Source organism: Streptomyces sp. NPDC058955 (assembly GCF_042741435.1).
GTDB lineage: Bacteria > Actinomycetota > Actinomycetes > Streptomycetales > Streptomycetaceae > Streptomyces.
This window is the reverse complement of sequence record NZ_JBHYKM010000001.1, coordinates 114,574-138,210: the sequence shown is the minus strand read 5'-3', so window position 1 is coordinate 138,210 and position 23,637 is coordinate 114,574. Positions and strand designations below refer to the sequence as shown.

Sequence of the window (23,637 nt, the reverse complement as noted above, 5' to 3'; positions counted from 1 at the left end):
TGCGGGCGCGGGAGCCCGGTGGTGCCGAGCCGGGCCCGGCAGACGCGCGGCCCCGCCCATGGCGGGGACCCGGCTATGGAGCGCGGCGACTTCGCGCTGGTGGAAGCGGGTGTCGCCGGCGGCCGCCGTGCCGAGCGGGCTCTCCTCCGAGGAGGAAGCGCTGGGGACGTGAGATGGGTCATCGTGTCTCTCCGTCGTCACCGCACTGGGTGGGCAGGAGCCAGGACAGGGAGCCGTTGTCGGTGGTCACCCGCTGCGTGCCGTCGGCGCCGATCCGGAGCCGGTAGGTCTGTGGTGATCCGGCAGTCCGCCAGCGGCCGGCGATGTCCTGGATCTCCGCCCAGATGTCGCGAGGTCCGGCGACGGTGACGTCCCAGTGGGGGTGGCCGGTCGGACGTACCCGCATCCACGAGCCGCACTCGGGCGCGCCGATCGTCAGGTCCTCGGCGCCGACGTGCCGGACCAGCCCGGGGTAGTGGTGATCCAGGGCCAGCCACATGCCCCGTGCGGTGTCCGGCGGGGGCTCCAGTCGGGTGCGTCGGGTGCGGTCGCCGCGCGAGGTGGCGATGCGGTCGCGGAACGTGCGGGAGAGGAACAGCCGGTCGAAGCCCCGCCCCCCGCGGTGACCGAACTCCACCGCGGTCAGGGTGCCCTCCACCGCCCCGGACGACGTCCTGGTGACCACGGCCAGGCCCGGCCAGGACGGCGAGGAGGTCCCCAGCGTCATCAGCGCTCGCCCGCCCGGCGCGAGCTGGTCCACCAGGGCCGGCGGGACCCGGGGCACGGCGAAGGACACGAAGATCCGGTCGTACGGAGCGGTCGTGGGCCATCCTGCGGTGCCGTCCCCGGTCGCCACGACGGGCCGGTAGCCGAGCTCCAGCAGCCGGGCGGCGGCGGCTTCGCTGATGTGGTGGTCGACGTCGACGGTGACGACGCCGTCGTGGCCGCACACGGAGCACGCCACCGCTGCGGTGACCCCGGCCCCCGTGCCGACGTCCAGTACCCGTTGCCCCGGCCGCAGGTCCAGCGTCTGGAGCAGGCCGGCGGTCATGCCCATGGTGCTGGACATCGCGGTCATGGCGCCCCCGGAGCGCGGCCCGGGGACCCGGCCGAGGACCGGCTCGCCGTCGTGCTGGATTGCCACGCTGTCCCCGCTGTGGAGCAGACGCAGCAGCTCGTCCCTGTCGCCCGGCCGTGCCCAGTCCAGCGCGTCCCAGCGCGGCGGCAGCTCGTCGGGCGCCGAGCGCCGCACGTACGCCTGCGGCATCAACACCTCGCGCGGCAGCGCCAACAGGGCCTCACGCACGGGGCCGGGGCCCACGTCGCCCCCGTCTTCGAGCCGTCCGACCATCGCTGCCCGAGCCGTCGTTGTCGGCGAGTCGTCGACGGCGGACTCCGGATCCGCGGGGCGTGCGGCCCCCAGCGGACCGGGCGGTTCGGGAGCGGCGGAGGGCCTGACCGCGGCCGGCGCGTTCGATACTTCGCTCACGCCGTTCACCAGCCCATCTGCGAGTAGGCGCGGCCGGCGGCGATCCCGGTGAGGGCCGTCCGCGTATAGGGGACGAGCCGGTCCGGGAGCTCGTGCGGCGGCCACCATCGCCAGCCGAGGCACTTGTCCGGTTCGCGGACCTCGGGGGTTCCCTTCCAGCGGCGGGCTCGGAACACCAGCTGCATCAAAGGCTGCCCGCCTGGGGTGTCCACGACGTGCACGACGTGCGCGAGCTCCACGTCCGCGGGGTCGACGACCAGTCCCGCCTCCTCCCACGCCTCGCGGATCAGGCACGCGGTGGCGGACTCCTGCTCGCACCGCCCCGCCAGGTAGTGCCAGGTGCCGCCCGCGTAGCGGGAGTCGGGGTGGCGGAGGCCCAGGAGCACCCGGCCCTCGTCGTCTTCCAGGTGGAGGTGGACGCCGATGCCGTGCAGCACGGTCCGGCCGCCTCCGTCCCACACGGGTGGCGCCTGGTTCGCTTGTTTCGTCGCGTGCTGCTCGTGCTCGGCCGCATGGCGGCGGATCAGCGAGCCGAGCCCGGGGTTCAGCCTCAGCCGGTCCAGCTGGTCAGGGCCGAACCAGCGCAACAGGACGCCCTCCCGCAGCGGGAGCGCGTCGGGGTTGCCGCGCCAGCGGCCGGAGAAGACCCTGATGGGCACGCGCAGTCCGTCCACGCTCGTGGCCTCCTCCGCGGCGTACGGCTCAAGGCCCTCCAGACGCAGCCCTGGTACCTCCTCGGACAGTTCGCGCAGCAGGGTCTCCTCAAGGCTCCGGTCGTCTCTCCTGCGGCCGCCGCCGAGGAGCGCGAAGACGCCCGGCTGCCAGATTCCTGGCGTGTGATCGCGGAGATGGAGCAGATACCTGCCACCCCCGTCGTGGATCAGTGCGGACGCGTTCACCGGTTCCGGCCGTCCGTCCAGCCGCGCGTCGAGGAGTTTCGCGCGCAGGGTCGGGGAGGTGACCTCCGACAACGGAAGCCACTGGGCGCCGGACACCTCCTCGTCCCGCAAGGTGATCGCCGGCGGCTCCTCGTCGGCCAGGTAGAACACGTAGCGGAAGTCGACGTGCTGGTGGGCCGGTTCGCCCTTGGCGGGGTCGGCGTCGATGCCGTGGACGTCGATGTCGACCGGAGAACCGAGCACCTGCGGGGACAGGCACAGCGCCCCCGGCGCGATCCCGGCTTCCTCCCGCAGCTCGCGCAGCGCCGCGGCGAGGAGGGTGCGGTCGCCGGGCTCGACATGGCCGCCGGGGGTGAGCGTGAGGCCGGTGGTCCGGTGCCGGACGTGCAGGACCCGGTGCCGGCGGTCGATGACGACGGCGCTGCAGGTGACGTGCGCGGGCAGCGTGGTCCGGGCGGTCACGTCGACGGGCCGGTCCAAGGAGGCGAGCAGCCCGGACAGGGCGTCCCGCTCGTCGGGGTGGCGGACGAGGTACGACTCGACCGTCTTGCGGATGGAGGAGGAACTGGGAGGCATGAGCGTCGTCTCGCCTTCGACGTAGGGGCGTACTTCGCGGGCTCGATCCCGGACGGAGCGGCCTGGGCGGTGCAGATGCCCTGGTACGGGCCGCCCGCGCGGACGCTGGTCGTAGGGCGGCGGGCCGCCGTACAGCTTCGCCCCCGGCGCCCGCGGGGGCGTGCGGGTGGTGTCGGCTTGTCCAACGACGCCGCCGCGATTTCGAACACGTGTCTTTCGGTCGGGTTGCGCACCCTGGAATCCAGCGGTTCTCCGAAGGTGCGCAGTGCACCGACCCTTGCCGCGCAAGAGCGCGCGGGCGGGACAGGTTGGCCGAAACGCCGGTGCTCGGCCGTGAGCGACAGAAGTCTCCCGCGCTGCCGGTGGCCGGGCCGGACATCTCCTCGCAGTGCGGGGAACGCGGCAGCAGCGGCACGCGGAGCGCGTCGGGCGGAACGGATCCACGGCCGGTCCCTGCCGGCCGGGCTGCAGCCGGGCGACCGCACCCCATACGCTCGGGACCCGCAGCAACGGGCCGCCACCGTGATGGGGACGAGGAGTCGATCGTGACGCAGACCGGGCAGGTTCTGATCTTGTGGGACATCGACCGTACGCTGCTGTACGTCGGTGACATCGACCGACAGGTCTACCGGGAAGCCTTCGCCGAGGTCGTCGGTCGCCCCGCCGAACACCTCCCCGCTCGCGGTACGGGCGTCACGATGCCGCTCGCGATTCGCGCCCTCCTCCTGGACAACGGCGTCTCGGAGCACGACCTCCCCGAGCTGCTGCCGCGGATGGTGGACCTCGTCCCCCAACGCCTCGCCGCCCACGCGGAGGAGCTGCGCGCACACGGCGTCCTCATGCCCGGCGCCGTCGAAGCGCTGCGCTCGGTCCACGACCGCCCCGAGTACGTTCCGACGGTCGTCACGGGCAACCTCAAGCCCAACGCCCTGCTGAAGCTCGCGGCCTTCGACCTCGGTGGTTACGTCGACGCCGAGATCGGCGGATACGCCTCCGACGACCAGCACCGGCCGGCGCTCGTCGACATCGCCCGGAAACGGGCCCAGGCCAAGCACGGGACGGCCTTCACCCGCGCCGACACCGTCATCATCGGCGACTCCCTGGAGGACGTCCGTACCGGTCTCGAAGGCGGTGCCGCGGTCGTCGCGGTCGCGTCCGGGAAGACCCCGGCTGCCGCCCTGCGAGAGGCGGGGGCCGATGTGGTTCTCGAGACGCTGGAAGACCTCCAGGGCCTGCATGACGCCCTGGCCGGCTTTGCCTCGCCGCACGGTTGAACCGCACCGCGGGCGGGCGCGCGCCGACCGCGGTCATGAGGGTGTCGTACCGGCCCCGGCCGGCTCGGGCTCGGGCTCTGCCCGGGGCCGGGGTACGAGGCGCCCGGCGGCCCGGAGTGCCGACGCTCGCCGGACGAGCCAGTCGACGCCCGTGGCGTATCCGATGCCGAAGAGCAGGGAGACGACGAGGGCCAGGGGTTCCGAGACGCCGTCGACGAGCGGAAAGACCTGCCAGTGCGTCAGGTAGATGGCGAGCGAACTGCCCGCGAGCAGGCCGGCCACCCGGTTGACGCGGTGAACGCTCGGCAGGGTGGGGAACCACACCAGCAGACAGAAGCCCATCATGACGAACAGCTCCCGGCGAGGCTCGCCGGGGAAGAAGCCCGGGACGGTGGCCAGGGCGGTGGCCGTGACCAGAATCCGGTGCGGCACCGTCCGGGAGCGGGCCGCGGCCCAGCCGAGGGCGAAGAGCCAGAACACGGTGACCGCGTCGGTGATCTGGGCGCGGGCCGGCAGGCCCACCAGCTCGTAGCGGGTGAGCAGACCGAGTCCGACCAGGGCGACCGGCAGCCCGTACGGGAATCGGCGTTCCAGGCGGTGGACGGAGGGGAGGGCGAGCAGGGCCGTCAGGGCCAGCAGGATGTAGACGAGGGCCTCGACGAACCAGAGGTGGATGCCGGTCCCCATGACCTCCGGCCAGAGCGCGTTGTGGAGCAGGAACAGGTTGGACAGGTCGTAGTCGTCGCTGATGAGGAGGGCGACGGCGGTCCAGGCCATGGTGGGGACGGCGATCCGCGCGATGCTGCGGGCCGAGCGGCGCGTCCGCTCGCGGCGTTCGTCCGAGGAGAGCAGGAAGCGGGCGAAGTTGAACCCGGCGATGGCGAGCAGCAGATGGGCACCGCCGCGGATCTCGAAGAGTCGGATGTGGGAGCCGACGACGCACACGATCGCCACCGCACGCAGGACGACGCTGGTCTCCACGCTCCGTCGCCGCGACCGGCCGCCCCGGCCGGCCCGTGCGCTCTGCTCCAGTTCGCGGAGGGGGGTCGTGTGCCAGTTCGAGGGCAGCCGGCCGAGGCGGGATTCGAGGTGGAGGGACATCTCGACGTACGAGAGGGAGTCGCCGCCGAGGGAGACGAACGTGCTGTCGGGCGTCACGTCCTGGCGGTCCAGGATCCGTGCGTAGAGCGCGCGGAGATCGTCCGGCGTTCCCTCGCCGTCGGCCGGGGGCTGTTCGGCCGGCCGGCTCAGGGCGCGGACGGCCTGGTAGTCGGGCTTGCCCGTGACCAGCCGGGGGAGTTCGGGCAGCAGGTGGACCTGGAGGGCGCGGGCGGGAAGGCCGCATTCGTCGGCCACGCGTCTTCGTACGCGCCGCTCGTCCCACCCGGGCCGGCGGACGACGGCGAGCACGATGTGCTCGTCGTCGCCCGCGCACAGGGCGTCCAGGCCGTGCCGTTCGAGCAGGGCCTCGATCCGCTGGGGGTCGACGCGCAGTCCGAGGATCTTCAGGAAGCGGCTGCGCCGCCCGACGATCTCGTACAGGCCCGCCTCGGTGCGGCGGGCGAGGTCGCCGGTGCGCAGGGCGTCGACCGTGCGGCCGAGGGCGAGGTCTTCGGGGGTGCGGGCGTAGCCGAGCATGACGTTCGGGCCGGTGTAGACGAGTTCGCCCACGTCCTCGGACGCCTCCTCGACCGGCTCAAGGCGGAACGAGCCGCCGGGGACGGGGACGCCGATGGCCGTGGGGTGCTCGGCGGCCAGTGCGGGAGGCAGGTACGCCATGCGGGCCGTCGCCTCCGTCTGGCCGTACATGACGAAGAGGTCCCAGCCGCGCCGCTGTCCCAGTTCGGCGTAGTGCGCGACCCGGTCGGGCGCGAGACGGCCGCCCGCCTGGGTGACGTACCGGAGCCGCGGGAGTTCCATGTCCGCGAAGCCGACCCGGTCGAGCAGGTCGAAGGTGTACGGGACGCCCGCGAGCGCGGTGCCGCCGGCCGTCCGGAAGAGGTCCCAGAAGCAGGCGTCGGCGACCGAGAGGCCGGTGAGGACGAGTCCGGCGCCGCGCAGCAGATGGCTGTGGATCACGGACAGGCCGTAGCAGTAGTGCATCGGCAGGGTGGTCGCGGCCCGGTCGGTGTCGCGGATGCCGAGGTACGCGGCGATCGACTCGGCATTGGCCTGGAGGTTCTCGTACGAGAGCCGGACCAGCTTGGGGGAGCCCGTGGAGCCGGAGGTGCTCAACAGCAGCGCGAGGTCGGGGTGGAGGGTGTGCGCGGAGGCGGGGCGCCGCTCCTCGACGCGCCACTCGTCGCCGTCCTCCGGGTGGATCACGACGTCCGGGTCGTACGCGGCGGTGAGCGCGGCGATCGCGTCGGGGTGGTCGCCGGGCACGAGCAGCACCGCGTGGCCGGCCGAGAGCGCGGCCAGGTGGGCGACGAGCGCCCCGACGGTGTTGGCACCCGGCAGGAGGACCAGCCGCCGCTCGGGGCCGAGCCGGCGGGCGGTCTCCTCGACCCGCGTGGCCAGCCGGCGGTAGGAGAGTTCACCGTCGGCCGTCAGCAGGGCGGTGCGGTCGCCGTGGAGTGCGAGGTCACGGGCGAGCGGGAGGGCGTGGCCGCCGACGGGCGGGGCGGGGAGGAGCGTCACGGGCGCATCGTAGGTAAGGCTTCCCTTAGCGGGAAGAGGGGGAGGATGTTGCAGATGTCTCTTTGTCGACGGACGCGACGGACGCGACGGACGCGACGGACTCGCCGGCTCGCCGGATTCGACGGACCGTTATCGAATCCTGACTTGACCCTTAGGTTAGCTTTACCTTATCAATTCCGTATTCACAGGATTCGTCGATCGAGAACAGCAGGAAGGCCCTCCCGTATGCGCCGCCCCCTGGCCCGCACGCTGACCGCGTTCACCGCGGCCGTCCTGCTCACCCCCCTCATCGCCGCCTGCGGCAGTGATGAGCCGGCCGACCTCGTCATCTACTCCGGCCGCAACGAGAACCTCGTGAAGCCGCTCATCGAGAAGCTGGAGAAGCACCTCGGCGCCAACGTCGAGGTCCGGTACGGCGACAGCGCCGAACTGTCCGCGCAGCTCCTGGAGGAGGGCGACAAGACCGAGGCCGGTCTCTTCCTCTCCCAGGACGCGGGCGCCCTCGGCGCGCTCTCCAAGGAGCAGCGCCTCGCCCCGCTCCCCAAGGCCACCCTCGACAAGGTCGACCCCGCCCACCGCAGCTCCGCCGACGACTGGACCGGAGTCAGCGGCCGCGTGCGCGTCCTCGGCTACAACCCCGACCAGGTGCCGACGCCCCCGAACAGCGTGCACGAACTGGTGAAGCCGGAATGGAAGGGCAAGATCGGCTTCGTCCCGACCAACGCCTCCTTCCAGGCGTTCGTCACCGGCATGCGCGTCCTGGAGGGCGACGACGCCGCCCGCACCTGGCTCAAGGGACTCAAGGCCAACGAGCCCAAGGCGTACGAGAACAACCTGAAGGTCCTGGAGGCCGTCGACAAGGGCGAGGTCTCGCTCGGTCTGATCAACCACTACTACTGGTACGAGCAGGCCGCCGAGAAGGGCGCCGACAAACTCAAGGCCAAGATCCACTACCTGCCCAAGGGCGACCCCGGCGGCCTGGTCAACGTCGCCGGCGTCGGCATCCTCAAGGGCGCCGACGAGAAGCAGGCCGCGTTCGCGCAGAAGGCCGTCGACTACTTCCTCTCCGCCGAGGCCCAGAGCTACTTCGCCGAGGAGACCAAGGAGTACCCGCTGGCCGCCGGAGTGAAGACCGCCGAGGGCGTGCCGCCACTGGAGACCCTCCAGCCGCCGAAGATCGACCTCGGCCGGCTGTCCTCCCTCAAGGAGACGCTGGCCATGCTCCAGGACGTCGGACTGGTCTGACGTGACCGCACCGGAGCGCTCCGCCCCGGCCCTACGCGACCCCCGCCCGGCAGGCGCCAAGGCACCTGCCGGGCGGGGGCGTGCCGTCGGCCGGCCGTCCCCGACCCTGATCGTGCCCGCCGTGCTCGCGGCCGCCCTCGCCCTGCTGCCGCTCGGCTACCTCGGCGTGCGCGCCCTCGAACACGGCCCCGCCTTCGCCTGGGACGTCATCGCCGACCCCCGCACCGGCGAACTCCTGCTGCGCAGCCTCGGCCTGACCGCTGTGGTCGTCGCCGCCTGCCTGCTCATCGGCGTCTCGCTCGCCTGGCTCACGGTCCGCACGGCGCTGCCCGGCGCCCGCGCCTGGTCGGTACTCGTCACGCTGCCGCTGGCGGTGCCCAGTTACGTCACCGCGTTCGCGTGGCTGTCCGCCGCGCCCTCCCTCTCCGGCTTCACCGGCTCGGCGATCGCCCTGACCCTGGCGAGCTTCCCCTACGTGTACCTCCCGGTCGCCGCCGCGCTGCGCGGCACCGACCCCGGCCACGAAGAGGTCGCGCGCTCCCTCGGCCACGGTCCGCTGCGCACCTTCCTGCGCATCACCCTGCCCCAGCTGCGCCCCGCCGCCGCCGGCGGCGGACTGCTCGTCGCGCTGTACGTGCTCTCCGACTTCGGCGCCGTCTCCCTCATGCGGTACGACACCTTCACCCGGGGCATCTACACCTCCTACCGCGCCAGCTTCGACCGCACCCCGGCCGCCGCGCTCAGCGCCGTCCTGGTCGTCATGACGGTGCTGCTCGTCGCCGCCGAGACCCGTACCCGGGGCCGCGCCGACTACTCCCGTACCGGCACGGGCACCGCCCGACGGGCCGTCCCCGCCGCCCTCGGACGCCTGAAGCCCCTCGCGCTCGCCTGGTGCGGCGCCGTCGTCACCCTGGCCGTCGGCTTCCCGCTCGCCACGCTCGGGTACTGGCTCGCCGTCGGCACCTCCGCGACATGGGACCCGGCCACGCTGACGGCCACGGCCCTGACCACCCTGGGAGTGGCCGCCGCGGGCGCCGCCCTCACCGCTCTGCTCGCGCTGCCGGTCGGCGTCATCGCCGCCCGGCACCGCGGCCGCCTCGCCCACCTCCTCGAACAGGCCGCGTACGCCGGCCACGCGGTGCCCGGCATCACCGTCGCCCTGGCACTCGTCTTCTTCGCCGTCCGCTACGCGCGCCCGCTCTACCAGGAAACCCCGCTGCTGATCTGCGCCTACGCGGTCCTCTTCCTGCCCGTCGCGGTGGCCGCCACCCGGGCGGCCGTCCTCCAGGCCCCGCCCGTGCTCGACGACGTCGCCCGCTCCCTGGGGCGTACCCCCCTCGGCGTGCTCCGGGAGGTCACGCTGCCGCTCGCCGCACCCGGCGTCGCGGCCGGCGCCGCCCTCACCTTCGTCGTCTGCATGAAGGAACTCCCCGCCACGCTGCTGCTGCGCCCCACCGGCATGGACACCCTGGCGACCCGGCTGTGGACCGAGACCGGCACCGGATCCTTCGCCGCGGCCGCCCCCTACGCCGCCGCGCTGATCCTGCTGGCCGCCATCCCCTCGTACCTCCTCGGAAGGCACCGCACATGAACGACCGGGACATGAACGAGCTCGAGGTCCGCCAGGTCGTCAAGGCGTACGGGCCGGGGGCGCCGGTCCTCGACGGCCTGGACCTCGCCGTCCCCGGCGGCGCCCTGGCCGCCGTGCTCGGCCCCTCCGGCTGCGGCAAGACCACCCTGCTGCGGGTGATCGCGGGGTTCCTGAAGGCCGACGCCGGCACCGTGACCGTCGCCGGCCGGCTCCTCGGCGGCCCCGGCGTCCACCTGCCGCCCGAACGGCGCCGCATCGGGATCGTCCCGCAGGAGGGCGCGCTCTTCCCGCACCTGAGCGTGGCCCGGAACGTCGCCTTCGGACTGAGCGGCCTCGACCGTGCGGCCCGGCGGGCGCGGGTGGGGGAGATGCTCGACCTGGTGGGTCTGCCCGGCTACGGCGACCGCATGCCGCACGAGCTCTCCGGCGGCCAGCAACAGCGCGTGGCCCTCGCCCGGGCGCTCGCCCCGCAGCCCCATCTCGTGCTGCTCGACGAACCGTTCAGCGCACTCGACAGCGGACTGCGCGACGCCGTACGGGCCGAGGTCCGTGCCGTGCTCCGGGAGAGCGGCGCGACCGGACTGCTCGTGACGCACGATCAGCAGGAGGCGCTGTCCACCGCCGATGTCGTCGCCGTCCTGCGCGAGGGGCGGGTGGCCCAGTGCGCCACCCCGGAGGAGCTGTACCACCGGCCGGTGGACCCGTGGCTGGCCCAGTTCGTCGGAGACGCCGTCCTGGTGCCCGGCACCGCCGACGAGGGCGTGGCCACGACCGTGCTGGGGCGCGTCCCGCTGGCTGCCGCTCCGGCGGGCCGGCGCGAGGGCCTCGTCCTCCTGAGGCCCGAGCAGCTCCGGCTCGCGGAGCCGGACGGTGCCGATGCCGAAGGCGTCGTGACCGACGTCCGCTTCTTCGGCCACGACGCCCTGGTCACGGTCGCCGTCGCCGGCCTGGACGAGCCGGTCGACATCCGCACGCCCACTCCGCTGCGGGTGGAACCGGGCCGGAGGGTCGGCGTCCGCCTCACCGGCGAAGCCACCCTGCACCCCGGTTAGGGCGTGAGTCGAAAGCGGGTCTTGCCGCGGGATGGTGCGGTTCGGTGCAGCGACGCCGTCGAATGATCGTTCGGAGAGTGGGGGCAAGTTGCCGCCCTCTGTCGATAGGGCCTGCTGCTGACGTGCTGGTCACAGCCACTCATCGAGGGCTGCGACCAGCACCGCTGCTTCATGGCGAACGGCGAGTTCGTCGTAGCGGGTGGCCGCTGCCCGGTGTTTCTTGAGAGGTTCGTTCCGCACTCGACCGCGTGGCGCCCGCGGTAGTCGACCGGGTCGAAGCGCGGCGGCCGCCCGCCGCGGGAGCCCAGCTTTCCGCGGTTGCGGGCCTGGTCCGCCTTGTCCGCGGGGCCGGCCCGGCCCGATGCGGGGCACGCGGACCTTCCCCAGCACCGGTTCGAACTGCGGCGAGTCCCCGCGCTGACCTGCCGTGACCACGATCGCCATGGGCTTTTGCCCCCGCTCGACGGTCAGGTGCAGCTTGGTGCAGGCCAGGGACTGGAGGCGGGTGAGGATCCGGTGCCAGGTGCCGTTGCGCTGCCAGCGGCGGAACAGGTCGTAGACCCGGCCCCATGGGCCTACTGGACAGGGACGTCCCGCCATGGCACACCAGTCCGGACCCGGAATCGTCTGTCGTTGATCAACCGCCGCCGAGGCCAGACCGGCGGACGGCCCACCACGGTCCGTGGGCCACCATCGAGTGGCTGGTGTCGGTCGACTCCCCGGTCGTCCGGGCTCATCAGCACGCGGCGGGGGCCAGAAAAAGGGGGCTCCGCGACCCGGCCCTCGGCCGGTCCCGAGGCGGCCTGACCAGCAAGATCCATCTGGCGACCTGGTCGACTACTTCGCCCACCTGGGCGCCGAACGCCGGGGCCGCAACGGGCCGCTCGCGCCGGGTGGGCCTCGGCACGACGGCCGGTGATCCTCCCGGAACGCTTATCGCGGACGTATCGGAAAGCTCATACGCCACCGCAACAGGTCCCCGTCTTCAGTGGAGTCATGGGCCACGGCGCAGAGACGGTCGGTTCGTTCATCGGGAAAGGACTGTGATCATGGACGCGGATTCCGTACGCGGTGTCAACCGGAGGCGGCTGCTGGGGTGGGGCGGGTCGGCGGCCGTCGGCGTGGCGGCAGGGGCGTCGCTGGTGGGCGCCCAGCCCGGCCACGCCGACCAGGCCCCGCGCGGCCCGATCCCGCCGAACACCCGGCCTGGTGGAGCCTACGACCGGTATGTGGCCAGGTTGGCCGCCGAAGGCAGGTTCTCCGGCGTGGTGCTGCTGTCGCACCGGGGCCGGACGGTGCTGTCCCGCAGCTATGGCATGGCCGACGAGGAGAAGGGGATCGCCAACCACGAGGGCGTCGCGTTCAGCCTCAGCTCGGCGGGCAAGCCGTTCGGTGCGGTGGCCGTCCTGCAGTTGGCGCAGCAGGGCAGGGTGAAGCTGTCGGACACGGTGGGCACCCATCTGAAGGGCTTCGCCAAGGAGGTCGCCGAGCAGGTGACCCTCCACCACCTGCTGTCCGGCACCTCCGGGCTGCACAGCCCGGATGAGGACGTGCAGCGCGTCTTCCGGAGCCGGGACGAGGTGCATGCGTACTACGAGCAGCGGGCCCGGCAGGCGAGACCGGTGGGTGTCCCGGGCGTTCCCGGCACCGCGCACGAGGAGGCGGAGGTCACCCTCGCCGCGCTGATCGTGGAGGCAGTGACCGGCGAGACGTACTGGGACTACGTGCAGGAGAACATCTTCCGGCGCTGCGGCATGACCGGCTCGGCGTTCTGCACCAGGCCGCAGTGGCTCGCCGACGCGCACATCGCGCACCCGCACATGCGACTGGCGGACGGCAGCGTGGTGGACGCTATCCGCAACCTGGACAAGAGCAGCCCGGATCCGAACCTACTCGGCAAGAATCCGGGCCGCGCCTTCATCGACGCCCCCGGGGACGGCGGCTTCGCCACCGCGCCGGACCTGGTTCGGTTCGCCCGCGCACTGGGCGACGGCACGGTCCTGGACCGGCCCTGGGCCGACGTGCTCACCGCCGCCAAGATCCCCCACGGACCGGCGTCGTTCGGGGCGTACGGGATTCCGGTCTCCATCGTCAACGGCCAGTGGAACTACCAGCGCGCCGGCGGCAACCCCGGGGTCTGCGCCAACTGGGACATCTACCCGGACACCGGCTGGGTCGGAGTCATCCTCGGCAACCGCGACGGCACACCGCTGCCGGAGATGATCGGGCAGGAGATGCGGGCCATCACCGGTGCCCCGATCGACGGGGGATCGGGTGGCTGAACCACCGGGGCATCCAGGCCCCGTCCACGGCCGGTGACGCTCCCACGACACGCGCCCTGCGACGACGGCTGCCGGAGGAGCGCCGGACCCGCTGGTGTCACAGGGAGGGCTTGAGCGGCCTCACCTCCAGGGCCGTGCCGTTCACCCGCACCGTGACGGTCCTCCGGCTCTGCGCCCGGTCGGCCACGATCCTGTACGACGTCACCCTCCCGTCCCGCCACTCGCAGCTGACCTCGTAACCGCCGCGAGCGCGGAACCCGGTGAACGAGCCCTTGGCCTTCCATGCGGCCGGCAGGCGGGCAGCAGGTGGATGGCGCCGTCGTGGCTCTGCAGCAGCATCTCCGCCACCGCGCCCGTGATGCCGAAGTTGCCGTCCATCTGGAAGGGCGGGTGGTTGCAGAATGGCTGGTGCGGGCGGTCCAGCCGCGCGTGGCCTGGCCGAAGGCGTTGCGGGTCGCCACCCGGCTGGGAGCTGATCAGCAGGTACCGGCCGTAGTCGAACATCGTCCGTTCGAGTTAGGGTTCCGCCCCGCCGGCCGCGTACCGGACCAGCCGGGACCTGGCGGGCAGGGCGACGACGGCGGCGTCGGTGGTGCCCCAGGCGAACGAGACGCGGTGCATCAGGGCTCGCGTCTCGGCGGTGTGCTCGTTGCGCAGCTCGTCGTAGGAACGGGCCGCCGCCCTGCCGAGGGTGCTCGCCACGACCGGGGCGGGGTCGGCTCCGCGCCACCCGGACGCCGCGTCGAGCTTGTAGTCCGTCCGGGCGGCGACGAACAGGGTCAGGGTGGCGCAGCCGCTGAACCGGAGCACCGGGCCGTCGGCGCTGAAGGTGCTGTCGGTGGGTACGGCCCGGACGGTGCACGCGTGCTGATACGACGGCGCCCCCGCCGGGCGCCCGTGCCCGGACGCCCGGCCAGGACGCCGTTCGCGCGCCCTGCCTGCCGACGTGACCGACTTCGGGACCGGTCGGTGCCGAGCCCCGGCTGTCGGGTTCAGGCCGGGTACGGCAGGTCGGCCTCCGAGGTGCCGGCCGGCCGGGCGTGGGCGGTCGCGTTCGGGCTGCCGATCCGCACCTGCCACGGGTGCGGGCTGTCGGTGGTCACGTGCAGGCGGTCGCCCCGGCGGCTCAGGTGGAACCGGGCAGTCTCCCCCGGGCCGTCGGAGCGCGGGATCACGACGGTGTGCTCGGCGCCGTCGGCGAAGGCGTTGACCCGCAGTTCGACGCCGCCCGCCCAGGCCGAGACGGGGTGCTGGTCGTCGGCGGCCAGCGCGATGACCGAGTCCGGGCGGGCCAGCAGCGGCAGGGTGTGGAAGTCGTGCTGCTCGCGGACCCAGCGGGGGCCGGTGACCTGCGCGCCGGTCAGGAGGTTGGTCCAGGTCCCTTCGGGGACGTAGTAGTCGACCGTGCCGTCGTCGGTGAAGACCGGGGCGACGAGCAGGTCGTCGCCGAGCATGTACTGCCGGTCGAGCGTGGCGGCGGCCGGGTCGTCGGGGAACTCGAGCACCATGGCGCGCATCACCGGGATGCCGGTGGCGTGGGCCTGCTGGGCGGCGCGCTGGAGGTAGGGGGCGAGGCGGTGCTTGAGGAGGGTGAACTCGCGGGTGACGTCGACGGCTTCCTCGCCGTAGTCCCACGGCACGCGGTAGGACTTGCTGCCGTGCAGGCGGCTGTGCGAGGAGAGCAGCCCGAACTGCACCCAGCGCTTGAAGACGGTGGGCGTCGGGGTCCCTTCGAATCCGCCGATGTCGTGGCTCCAGAACCCGAAGCCGGACAGGCCGAGGGAGAGTCCGCCGCGCAGTGACTCGGCCATGGCGTTGAAGTGGGATTCGCAGTCGCCGCCCCAGTGCACCGGGTACTGCTGGCCGCCGGCGGTGGCGGAACGGGCGAAGAGCAGCGCCTCGCCCTCGCCGCGCTCCGCGTGCAGGAGGTCGAAGACGGCCTGGTTGTAGAGCTGGGTGTAGTAGTTGTGCATCCGCTCCGGGTCGGAGCCGTCGTGCCACACGACGTCGGTGGGGATGCGCTCGCCGAAGTCGGTCTTGAAGCAGTCCACGCCCTGGTCGAGCAGTGTCTTCAGCTTGCCGGTGTACCAGTCGCGGGCGGCGGGGCTGGTGAAGTCCACCAGGGCCATGCCGGGCTGCCAGAGGTCCCACTGCCAGACGCTGCCGTCCGGGCGCCGCACCAGGTGGCCCTCGCGCATGCCCTCCTCGAACAGGGCCGACTTCTGCGCGATGTACGGGTTGATCCAGGCGGAGATCCGCAGCCCCCGCTCCTTGAGGCGCGCCAGCATGCCGGCCGGGTCGGGGAAGGTGTCGGAGTCCCAGACGAAGTCGCTCCACTGGTAGCCGCGCATCCAGAAGCAGTCGAAGTGGAACACGCTCAGCGGGATGCCGCGCTCGGCCATCCCGTCGACGAAGCGGTTGACGGTCGCCTCGTCGTAGTCGGTGGTGAAGGAGGTGGTCAGCCACAGGCCCAGCGCCCAGGCCGGGGGCAGGGCGGGGCGGCCGGTGAGCGCGGTGTAGCGCTGAAGGACCTGCTTCGGGGTCGGGCCGTGAACGACGAAGAACTCCAGCGACTGGTCCTCGACGCTGAACTGGACCTGGCCGACCGACTCGGAGCCGACCTCGTAACTGACCTTGCCGGGGTGGTTGACGAAGACGCCGTAGCCGCGGTTGGTCAGGTGGAAGGGGATGTTCTTGTACGCCTGCTCGCTGCTGGTGCCGCCGTCCGCCTGCCAGATGTCCACCACCTGCCCGTTCCGCACGAACGGCGTGAACCGCTCACCGAGTCCGTAGACCAGCTCGCCGACCCCCAGGGCGAGCTGTCCGAGCATGAAGTGCCGGCCGTCGCCGTCGGTGGCGAAGCCGGTCCCGCGCTCACCCACGGAGGTCAGCACCCGACCACCGGCGGTGAACTCCAGTCGCCACGGCCGGGAGGTGTCCACCCGCAGCGACAGCTCGCCCGCACTGAGCTCGACCACCGTGCCGTCCCGGTGCACCTTTCCGATCTCCGGTTCAGCGCCGGGCAGCGCGAACTCCGGCCCCCGCCGCACCGAACCGGCGTGGTGGGTGGCACGTACCCCGATCACGCCCTCGGCCGGCGACCAGCATTCGATCGTCAGCAGCGGGCTGTTGAGCGTGCCGCCGCGGCCGCGCACGTGCTTCACCGGCGCGTAGAGGGTCATCCGGTGCTCGTCGGCCCGGACCTCCGCGACCTCGGTGGCGTGGCGCACGGTCACTCCGGGACGCATCAGCCAGTAGCCGTCGGTGAACTTCATCGGCTGGTTTCCTCCGTCCGCGCGCGGTGCGCGGTGATCAGGCCCCGGTTCCAGTGGTGGCTGTCCTTGGGCGTTCGGGTGAGCCCGGATGCATCGGACACGGTGTCCCGAGTTCCGGCGCCCGAGTACTCGTCGTGCTCCGGGGACGGGCCCTCGGGGCTGGGAAGCAGAACCCACGGGAGGGACACCTCACGAGCGGAGAGACATCGATTGGTGAAGCGCTTCGACGCTGTCATCATCTGAGACATGATGTCAATGCCTGGTAAGGAAGAAGGGTCCACTGCAGCAACGCCTTTTGCTCGAAGTGAAGCGCTTCGATGGCGCGCCGGGCCAGACCGTGGTCATGAGTCACAGAGAGCCGCATCAGGCGGTGAAGCCGACGCACGCGAGTCGCATCGGGCCGCGCAGTCCGAGGCGGACGTCATGCACACCGGCAGCCGCGACGACGGGGGCGCTCACCGTGGCGTAGTCGTAGGGCCCGGCCGCCGCCTCCGGGGAAAGCGTGAGGGCCGCCAGTACCGGTCCGTCTCCCAGCGAGAGTTCGACCGTGCCCTCACCCGAGGCCACCACCGTGATCCCCGCGGCCCCCTCTCCGAAGTCGCAGTCACGGAACACCAGCTCGCCCCGCAGGCCGGTCACCGGGGCGACGGAGTCACCCGATGTCCTCGAGCGGTCCACGATCTCCGTGTCGCGCTGCTCGTCGAAGCTCACCGCCTCCAGGCCGCCCGCCATGACCGGCCGGGGGAGGGACGGCTCGCCGTCGAGGTCGACGGTACGGGCCAGGCGGATGTCCTCGCTGGACGCTCCGACGAGGATCTCGTAGCGGCCCGGTGCCACCCGGTGGCGTCCCTGCGCGACGTCCCAGAACGCGAGGGCCGACATCGGCACCCGGAAGGAGATCTCCGTGACCTCGCCGGGCGCGAGCGTCACCCGCTGGTGCGCGGCCAGTTCCCTGCGGGGCCGCGGCACCGTCGGCTCCACGGTCCGGGTGTAGAGCTGGGCGACCTCGTCCGCGGTGACGCCACCGGTGTTGGCGACCGTGAAGGACACGTGCAGCGTCCCGTCCTCGACGCAGGGCGTGAGGTCCTCGTAGGAGAAGGACGCGTACGACAGGCCGTGGCCGAACGGGAAGAGGGGCGTGCCCTCGAAGTAGAGGTACGTCTGGCGGCCGCCGATCACGTCGTAGTCGAGGAGGTCGGGCAGGTCGGAGTCGTCGGCGTACCAGGTCTGCGGGAGGCGGCCGGCGGGGGAGACGTCGCCGGCCAGGATCCGGGCCAGGGCGCTGCCGGCCGCCTGGCCGCCGTGGGCCGTCCACAGCAGCGCCGGGACCTCCGCGTGGTCGACCGCGTAGGGGTACGCCGAGACCAGGGCCAGCACCGTGTTCGGGTTGGCCGTGCGGGCCGCGCGCAGGAGGCGCTCCTGGTGGGCGGGGAGGGCGAGGGTCGTACGGTCCTCGGTCTCGCGGCCGTTGATGTGCGGGTCGTTGCCCGCGACCACCACGACCACGTCCGCCTGCGAGGCGGCCCTGCTCACCGCGTCCTCGCCACTCTCGACGACGACCACCTCGAAGACCTCCCCGCCCTTCCCGTTCCCGGCGGCAACCTTCAGGCCGTCGGCGGCGACAGAGAGGGGGTGACCCGTCCCGATGGGCCGAAGGAGGTGGCCGTCCTCGTGCGGTTCCAGCCGGAAGGTCTCCTGGACGACCCAGCCTCCGGGCCGGTCGGCGGAGGCGCGGACAAGGCCGTCCTCGGCGACGGAGAGGTAGCGGCCGTCGGGGGCGCGCAGGGTCAGCACGCCCTCGCCCCAGTCGACGAGGGAGAGCTCGGTGCCGGTCGCGTCGGTGGTGAGCGGGGGCAGGTCCGTCCGGCCCGCGAGCAGGGCCGGGTCGAGGGCGCCTCCGGCGCCGCGCACCTCGTCGGCGGCGTCGGCCTCGGGGACGTGCAGGAAGGTTCCGGCCGAGGTCTTCAGCAGGATCCGGTCCACGCCCTCCGCGAACTGCACGTGCTCCGCGCCGAACCGCTCGGACAGGCCGGCCAGCGGCGTGCTGCGGTGCAGGAGCGTGCCGCTGTACCAGTCGAGCTTGCACTCGTCGGCGAGCAGGCCGACCACCGCGAGCCGGGTGCCGGGCGCGAGCGGCAGCAGGTCACCGCTGTTCTTGAGCAGGACGACCGCCTGCTCGGCCGCCTCCTGGGCGAGGGCCCGGTGGGCCGGGGTGTCGAAGTCCGTGGTGAGCGCGTGCGGGTCGTGTTCCGGGTCGAACTCGCCGAGACGGAAACGCACCGAGAGCTGGCGGCGGACCGCCGCGTCGACGTCGGACTCGGTCAGCAGGCCCCGCTCCAGGGCGCCGCGGACCCGTGTGGTGATCTTCGAGCTGTCGGTGCCGTGGTCGGTGAAGCTGTCGACGCCGGCCAGCAGCGCGGCGGCCGTCGCCTCCTCGTGGGTGTCGAAGTAGTGCTCGGAGTCGACCAGGTTGGAGGGCGCGCCCGCGTCGGAGCAGACCATCAGCTCCTCGTCGGTCCAGGTGCGCAGGTGCTCGCGCAGATGGGGCGAGACGTGGTTGGGGCGGCCGTTGACCAGGTTGTACGCGGGCATCACACCGGCTACGGCGCCCGCCTCGACCGTCTCGCGGAAGGCGCGCAGGTCGTATTCGTGCAGGACGCGCGGGCGGACCGAGGAGGACGCGACGTCGCGGGCCGTCTCGTTGTTGTGGGCCAGCCAGTGCTTGAGGACGGGCGCGGTGCGCCAGTACGTCGGGTGCTCGCCGCGCAGGCCGCGGGTGTAGGCGGTGGCGATGGCCGAGGTGAGCTTCGGGTCCTCCGAGTAGCCCTCCTCGTTGCGGCCCCACAGAGGGTGGCGCAGCAGGTTCACGGTCGGGGCCCAGACGTTCAGGCCCACCCGGTCGTCGCGGGCCCGCATAGCCCGGACCTCCTTGGACACCGCCTCGCCGACCCTCCGTACGAGATCCGTGTTCCAGGTCGCGCCGAGGCCCACTGCCTGCGGGAAGACGGTGGCCGGACCCATCCAGGCCACGCCGTGCAGGGCCTCCTGGCCGGTGCGGAAGGCGGCGATGCCGAGCCGCTCCACGGCCGGCGCGAACTGGTGCAGGAATCCGGTCTTCTCGTCGAGGGTGAGCCGCGACAGGAGGTCGTCGACGCGCTTCGCGAAGGACAGTCGCTGATCGCGGAAAGGCAGTGGTGCGTGCGGCGTGTGTGCGGACACGTGGAATCCCCTTGAGATGGAGCGGCGCATGCTCGTGAAGCGCTTCGATGCTCATCAGGCCCCAGGGGGAGTGTCAAGAGAGCGGCACCAGCACATCCGGCAGGGTGTACAGCGAATGGCCAGCAGTCACCTCCCGTCCCTCGGAGGAATCTTGGAAGCGACTCTTGTGCGCCCTTGGGTGTTCACTTAACCTCACTGCAACATCGAAGCGCTTCGACTGCGATCACGTCGCAGTGGTCGGATGCCCGCTTTCCGCTCAGCCAGTTCCAGTCACGACACCGCAGCCGACGGCCCACCGCCGGGTGTCCAGGTGCGCCACGAAGGGTTGACGCAATGACGCCGAATGCCGCCTCCTCCGGACTGAGCCGGAGAAGCTTCCTCGCCTCCACGGCGGTCGCCACCGCAGCGGTGGCCGGGGGAATGCCGCTCCTCACCGCCTGCAGCGATGCGGAGAGCGGCGCGTCGCGAGAGGGCGCCACGTCGGGCAAGGCCGCGGACAAGCTGCTCCCCGCCCATGTCGCCAGCACGGTCGCCAAGCCGGACATTCCGTCGAAGAACGGCTCGACGGAGGGCTACACCAGCAAGGTCGACCTCGCGACCCTCGCCACCTCGGTTCCGACGAAGCTCGGCACCGGCGCTCCCCTTGAGATCATGGCCCCGCTCTGGGGCACTCCGCCGAAGGCCGGGTGCGCGTACTACACGGCGCTCGACGCCGCAGCGGGCACGAAGATCACCTGGCAGAACCAGGACGGCAACACCTACGGCGAGAAGCTCGGTGCGGTGCTCGCCTCCAGCTCCATACCCGACATGGTGGTCGTGCCGAGCTGGGAACTGGTCGGCAAGATCTCGAGCGCGGTCACCGCCAAGTTCATGGACCTCGGCCCCTACCTTGCGGGCGACAAGGTCAAGAAGTACCCGAACCTGGCCGCGATCCCGTCCGACTCCTGGCGCATGAGCATCTTCGGCGGCGCGCTGCGCGGGATCCCGATGCCCGCTGCCGCCGTGCCCGGCATCGTGCCCTTCTACCGCAAGGACGTCTTCGACAAGAGGGGCTACACCGTCCCCAAGTCGGCCGACGAGTTCCTCAGCTGGGCCAAGGAGGCCACCAGCGCCAAGGCCAGGGTGTGGGCCTGCGGTGACATGAGGTGGTCGGCGGCCGGCATCTTCAGCGTCCTCCCTGCCGGCTCGCTCGGCTGGAACATCGGGGACGACGGCAGGCTGACGTACCGCATCGAGCACCCCCAGTACCTCGAACACCTGGAGTGGGTCCGCAAGCTGTTCGCCGCGGGCGTCGTCCATCCCGACGACAAGGCGAACACGGGCGATGCCAGCCAGCGGTTCACCTCGGGACAGATCCTGGTCCACAACAACGACATGTCCGCCTGGTACGGCAAGACCACCGAACAGGCCAAGTCCAACCCGGACTTCGAGATCCACGGCATGGACTACTTCGGCGCCGACGGCGGCAGCCCGACGCTGTACCCCAGCCAGCCCGCCGCCATCTGGTCGATGATCCGCAAGGGCGCCTCGAAGGAGACGGTCGAGAACGCATTGGCCGCCGCCAACTTCGCGGCGGCACCCTACGGCACCAAGGAGCGGATGTTCGTCGACTACGGCGTCGAGGGCACCCACTACACGGTCGAGAACGGCGCCCCGGTCAAGAACGACCTGGGTGTCCAGGAGGTGAACAACGCCTGGGTGCTGCTGGCGGCCCCGGCTCCCTACACCGCCCACCCCGACCTCCCCGAGATCGCCCGCATGCAGGTCGAGTGGCAGCAGCGGCAGGGCGCCCTCGTCAAGAAGACGTCCACCTACGGCATGAACATCGTCGAGCCGGCCCGATACGCCACCCTCTCCAGCCAGTTCGAGCAGCTGGAGATCGACTTCGTGCGCGGCAACAAGAAGCTCTCCGACATCCAGCAGGCCATCTCCACCTGGAAGTCCTCCGGCGGCGACAAGCTGCGCGACTGGTACAAGGAGCTCCTCGACAAGAACGGCAGCGGCAACTGATGTCCATCACGGCCGGGAGCAGGCCCGAGGGGACGCGTCCGACCGCGGCCGTCGAGGAGCCGAGGGCCACGGTCACCGCGGCGACCGTGAAGGAGAGCGTGCCGCGCAGGGCCGGCAAGGCGGGCAGGGTCCCCTTCCGGGTCCGGTGGCGCCGCGACCGCGCGCTCATCCTGATGACGATGCCCGTCATCCTTCTGCTCCTGCTCTTCAACTACGTCCCGCTGCTCGGCAACGTCGTCGCCTTCCAGGACTACGACCCGTACGTCTCCAGCAACGGCATCACGGCGATCCTCCACAGCCCCTGGGTGGGCGTGGAGCAGTTCTCCCGCATGCTCGACGACCCGCTGTTCTGGAGCGCCACGAAGAACACCCTCGTCCTGTTCGTGCTCCAACTGGTGCTGTTCTTCCCGGTCCCCATCGCCCTCGCGCTGGTCATCAACAGCGTGATCCGGCCCCGGGTGCGGGCCGTGGCGCAGGCGATCATGTATCTGCCGCACTTCTTCTCGTGGGTCCTCGTGGTCACCGTCTTCCAGCAGGTCCTCGGCGGCGCGGGCATCATCGCGCAGACCCTGGAGGAGCACGGGTGGAGCGGCTTCGACCTGATGACCGACGCGGACCTCTTCAAGTACCTGGTCACCGCGCAGGCCGTGTGGAAGGACGCCGGCTGGGGGGTCATCGTCTTCCTCGCGGCGCTGTCCGCCGTCAGCACCGACCTGTACGAGGCCGCCGCCATGGACGGTGCGGGGCGCTGGCGACGCATGTGGCACGTCACGCTGCCCGCGCTGCGACCGGTGATCGCCCTGCTCCTGGTCCTCAGGGTGGGCGACGCGCTGAGCGTCGGATTCGAGCAGTACCTGCTCCAGCGGTACGCGGTCGGCGCGGGGGCCAGCGAGGTCCTCGACACCTACGTGTGGAACATGGGTATCCAGAACGGCGACTTCAGCTACGCGGCCGCGGTCGGCCTGGTCAAGGGACTCATCGGAGTCGGTCTCGTCCTGGGCGCGAACAAGTTCGCGCACCTGCTGGGCGAGCAGGGGGTGTACAAGAAGTGAGTCTCGACACGCAGCTCATCCGCAGCCTCAAGGCTCCCGCCCGCCCGGTGTGGGAGGAGCCGCCGAGCAAGGCGGGGCTCACCGCCAAGGGCGGTTTCCTCGTGCTCTGCTGTCTGGGGGTGCTCGGTCCGCTGTGGATCGTGATCGTCACCAGCCTCTCGCCGAAGTCCGTGATCGACCAGGTCGGCGGCCTCGTCGTGATCCCCCAGGGCATCACCTTCGTCAACTACACGGAACTGCTCAGCGGTGGCCAGGTCAGCCGGGCGATCATGGTCTCGGTGGGCGTCACGCTCGTCGGCACGCTGTTCTCGATGACGGTGTCGGTCCTCGCGGCCTACGGCCTCTCGCGGCCGGGGAGTCTCGGGCACCGGTTCTTCCTCATGGCCATCATGGCGACCATGTTCTTCGGGGCCGGCCTCATCCCGACGTACCTGCTGGTGCAGTCGATGGGCCTCACCGACACCTATCTCTCGCTGATCCTGCCGAGTGCCGTCAGCGTCTTCAACATCCTCGTCCTGCGGGCCTTCTTCATGGGGATCTCACCCGAACTCACCGAGTCGGCCCGCATCGACGGGGCCAGTGAGACGCGCATCCTGCTGACCATCATCATGCCGCTGTCGCGCGCGGTGCTGGCCGTCATCTCGCTGTTCTACGCGGTCGGGTACTGGAGCGCCTGGTTCAACGCGTCCATCTATCTCAGCGACCAGTCGATGATGCCGCTGCAGAACGTGCTCATCCAACTGGTCCAGAAGAACACCGAGGCGCCGACCGGCCTCCAGCAGGCGGTCCGCACCGGCCAACTCTCCTCCCTGGGCCTGCAGATGGCCGTCATGGTCCTCGCGCTGATCCCGGTCGCGGTGGCCTCCCCGTTCGTCCAGCGGCACTTCAAGAAGGGCATGCTCACGGGAGCCGTCAAGGGCTGACGCCCTCCGATCGCGCCCCCCCCGCGGGGGGGGGGGGGGGCCCCCCCCCCCCCCCCCCCCCCCCCCCCCCCCCCCCCCGACCCCCCGCCGGCCGCGGGGTAGCTCTACGA

At 71.8% G+C, this 23,637-nt stretch carries 16 protein-coding genes and 1 pseudogene; 9 read left to right on the top strand and 8 right to left on the bottom strand.

All coding sequences use genetic code 11. The features are described from left to right. Positions 1-178 precede the first annotated feature (178 nt). Both ACFW1I_RS00595 and ACFW1I_RS00590 read right to left on the bottom strand, forming a co-directional pair. Complete coding sequence (locus tag ACFW1I_RS00595; protein WP_384664690.1) at positions 179-1,489, bottom strand: protein-L-isoaspartate O-methyltransferase; 1,311 nt, start codon at positions 1,487-1,489, stop codon at positions 179-181. A gap of 5 nt (positions 1,490-1,494) precedes the next feature. Next, entirely contained in the window at positions 1,495-2,964 is a 1,470-nt protein-coding gene (locus ACFW1I_RS00590; protein ID WP_384664688.1) for an NUDIX domain-containing protein, read from the bottom strand. 545 nt (positions 2,965-3,509) lie between these two features. Here ACFW1I_RS00590 and ACFW1I_RS00585 point away from each other — a divergent pair. Further along, a complete protein-coding gene (locus ACFW1I_RS00585; RefSeq protein ID WP_384664686.1) occupies positions 3,510-4,238 on the top strand; it encodes an HAD family hydrolase in 729 nt (242 codons plus the stop codon). Between the two features lie 33 nt (positions 4,239-4,271). On the opposite strand, the gene ACFW1I_RS00580 is transcribed toward ACFW1I_RS00585, so the two are convergent. Beyond that, on the bottom strand, positions 4,272-6,878 hold the full coding sequence (locus ACFW1I_RS00580) for an AMP-binding protein (protein WP_384664684.1): 2,607 nt from the start codon (positions 6,876-6,878) through the stop codon (positions 4,272-4,274). 225 nt (positions 6,879-7,103) lie between these two features. Between ACFW1I_RS00580 and ACFW1I_RS00575 the strand changes: the two genes are divergently transcribed. From ACFW1I_RS00575 to ACFW1I_RS00555, 5 genes and pseudogenes are all read left to right on the top strand, one after another. Continuing rightward, on the top strand, positions 7,104-8,123 hold the full coding sequence (locus tag ACFW1I_RS00575; protein WP_384664682.1) for an iron ABC transporter substrate-binding protein: 1,020 nt from the start codon (positions 7,104-7,106) through the stop codon (positions 8,121-8,123). 1 nt (position 8,124) lies between these two features. Further along, positions 8,125-9,714, top strand: coding sequence for an ABC transporter permease (locus ACFW1I_RS00570; protein ID WP_384664680.1), 1,590 nt, complete (start codon positions 8,125-8,127; stop codon positions 9,712-9,714). Between the two features lie 11 nt (positions 9,715-9,725). Continuing rightward, positions 9,726-10,766 (top strand): ABC transporter ATP-binding protein, encoded by a 1,041-nt coding sequence (locus tag ACFW1I_RS00565; RefSeq protein WP_384664678.1) that lies wholly within the window; start codon positions 9,726-9,728, stop codon positions 10,764-10,766. 695 nt (positions 10,767-11,461) lie between these two features. Continuing rightward, a pseudogene (locus tag ACFW1I_RS00560) lies at positions 11,462-11,593 on the top strand (IS5/IS1182 family transposase); the annotation flags it as partial. A 222-nt stretch (positions 11,594-11,815) separates the two neighbouring features. Next, positions 11,816-13,048: a serine hydrolase domain-containing protein gene (locus tag ACFW1I_RS00555; RefSeq protein ID WP_384664866.1), complete on the top strand. Its 1,233-nt coding sequence runs from the start codon at positions 11,816-11,818 to the stop codon at positions 13,046-13,048. Between the two features lie 97 nt (positions 13,049-13,145). Here ACFW1I_RS00555 and ACFW1I_RS00550 read toward each other — a convergent pair whose 3' ends face one another. The 5 genes from ACFW1I_RS00550 to ACFW1I_RS00530 form a co-directional block, all read right to left on the bottom strand. Then, a complete protein-coding gene (locus ACFW1I_RS00550) occupies positions 13,146-13,343 on the bottom strand; it encodes a glycoside hydrolase family 95-like protein (protein ID WP_384664864.1) in 198 nt (65 codons plus the stop codon). Beyond that, positions 13,250-13,552, bottom strand: a complete 303-nt coding sequence (locus ACFW1I_RS00545; protein WP_384664677.1) for a hypothetical protein — start codon at positions 13,550-13,552, stop codon at positions 13,250-13,252. The genes ACFW1I_RS00550 and ACFW1I_RS00545 overlap by 94 nt, the downstream gene beginning before the upstream one ends. 12 nt (positions 13,553-13,564) lie before the next feature. After that, a complete protein-coding gene (locus ACFW1I_RS00540; RefSeq protein WP_384664675.1) occupies positions 13,565-13,858 on the bottom strand; it encodes a hypothetical protein in 294 nt (97 codons plus the stop codon). A 182-nt stretch (positions 13,859-14,040) separates the two neighbouring features. Then, positions 14,041-16,323, bottom strand: a complete 2,283-nt coding sequence (gene yicI / locus ACFW1I_RS00535; protein ID WP_384664673.1) for an alpha-xylosidase — start codon at positions 16,321-16,323, stop codon at positions 14,041-14,043. A gap of 363 nt (positions 16,324-16,686) precedes the next feature. Continuing rightward, on the bottom strand, positions 16,687-19,542 hold the full coding sequence (locus tag ACFW1I_RS00530) for a glycoside hydrolase family 3 C-terminal domain-containing protein (protein ID WP_384664671.1): 2,856 nt from the start codon (positions 19,540-19,542) through the stop codon (positions 16,687-16,689). A 333-nt stretch (positions 19,543-19,875) separates the two neighbouring features. Here ACFW1I_RS00530 and ACFW1I_RS00525 point away from each other — a divergent pair, with 333 nt between their 5' ends. Genes ACFW1I_RS00525 through ACFW1I_RS00515 form a run of 3 tightly spaced genes read left to right on the top strand, consistent with a single transcriptional unit; the run spans position 19,876 to position 23,527 of the window. Further along, entirely contained in the window at positions 19,876-21,552 is a 1,677-nt protein-coding gene (locus ACFW1I_RS00525; RefSeq protein WP_384664669.1) for an extracellular solute-binding protein, read from the top strand. Continuing rightward, positions 21,552-22,604 (top strand): ABC transporter permease, encoded by a 1,053-nt coding sequence (locus ACFW1I_RS00520; protein WP_384664667.1) that lies wholly within the window; start codon positions 21,552-21,554, stop codon positions 22,602-22,604. The genes ACFW1I_RS00525 and ACFW1I_RS00520 overlap by 1 nt, the downstream gene beginning before the upstream one ends. Then, positions 22,601-23,527 carry a carbohydrate ABC transporter permease gene (locus ACFW1I_RS00515; protein ID WP_384664665.1) on the top strand — a complete coding sequence of 309 codons (927 nt, stop codon included), beginning with the start codon at positions 22,601-22,603 and terminating at the stop codon, positions 23,525-23,527. Before ACFW1I_RS00520 ends, ACFW1I_RS00515 begins: the two co-directional genes overlap by 4 nt. Positions 23,528-23,637: the final 110 nt, after the last annotated feature.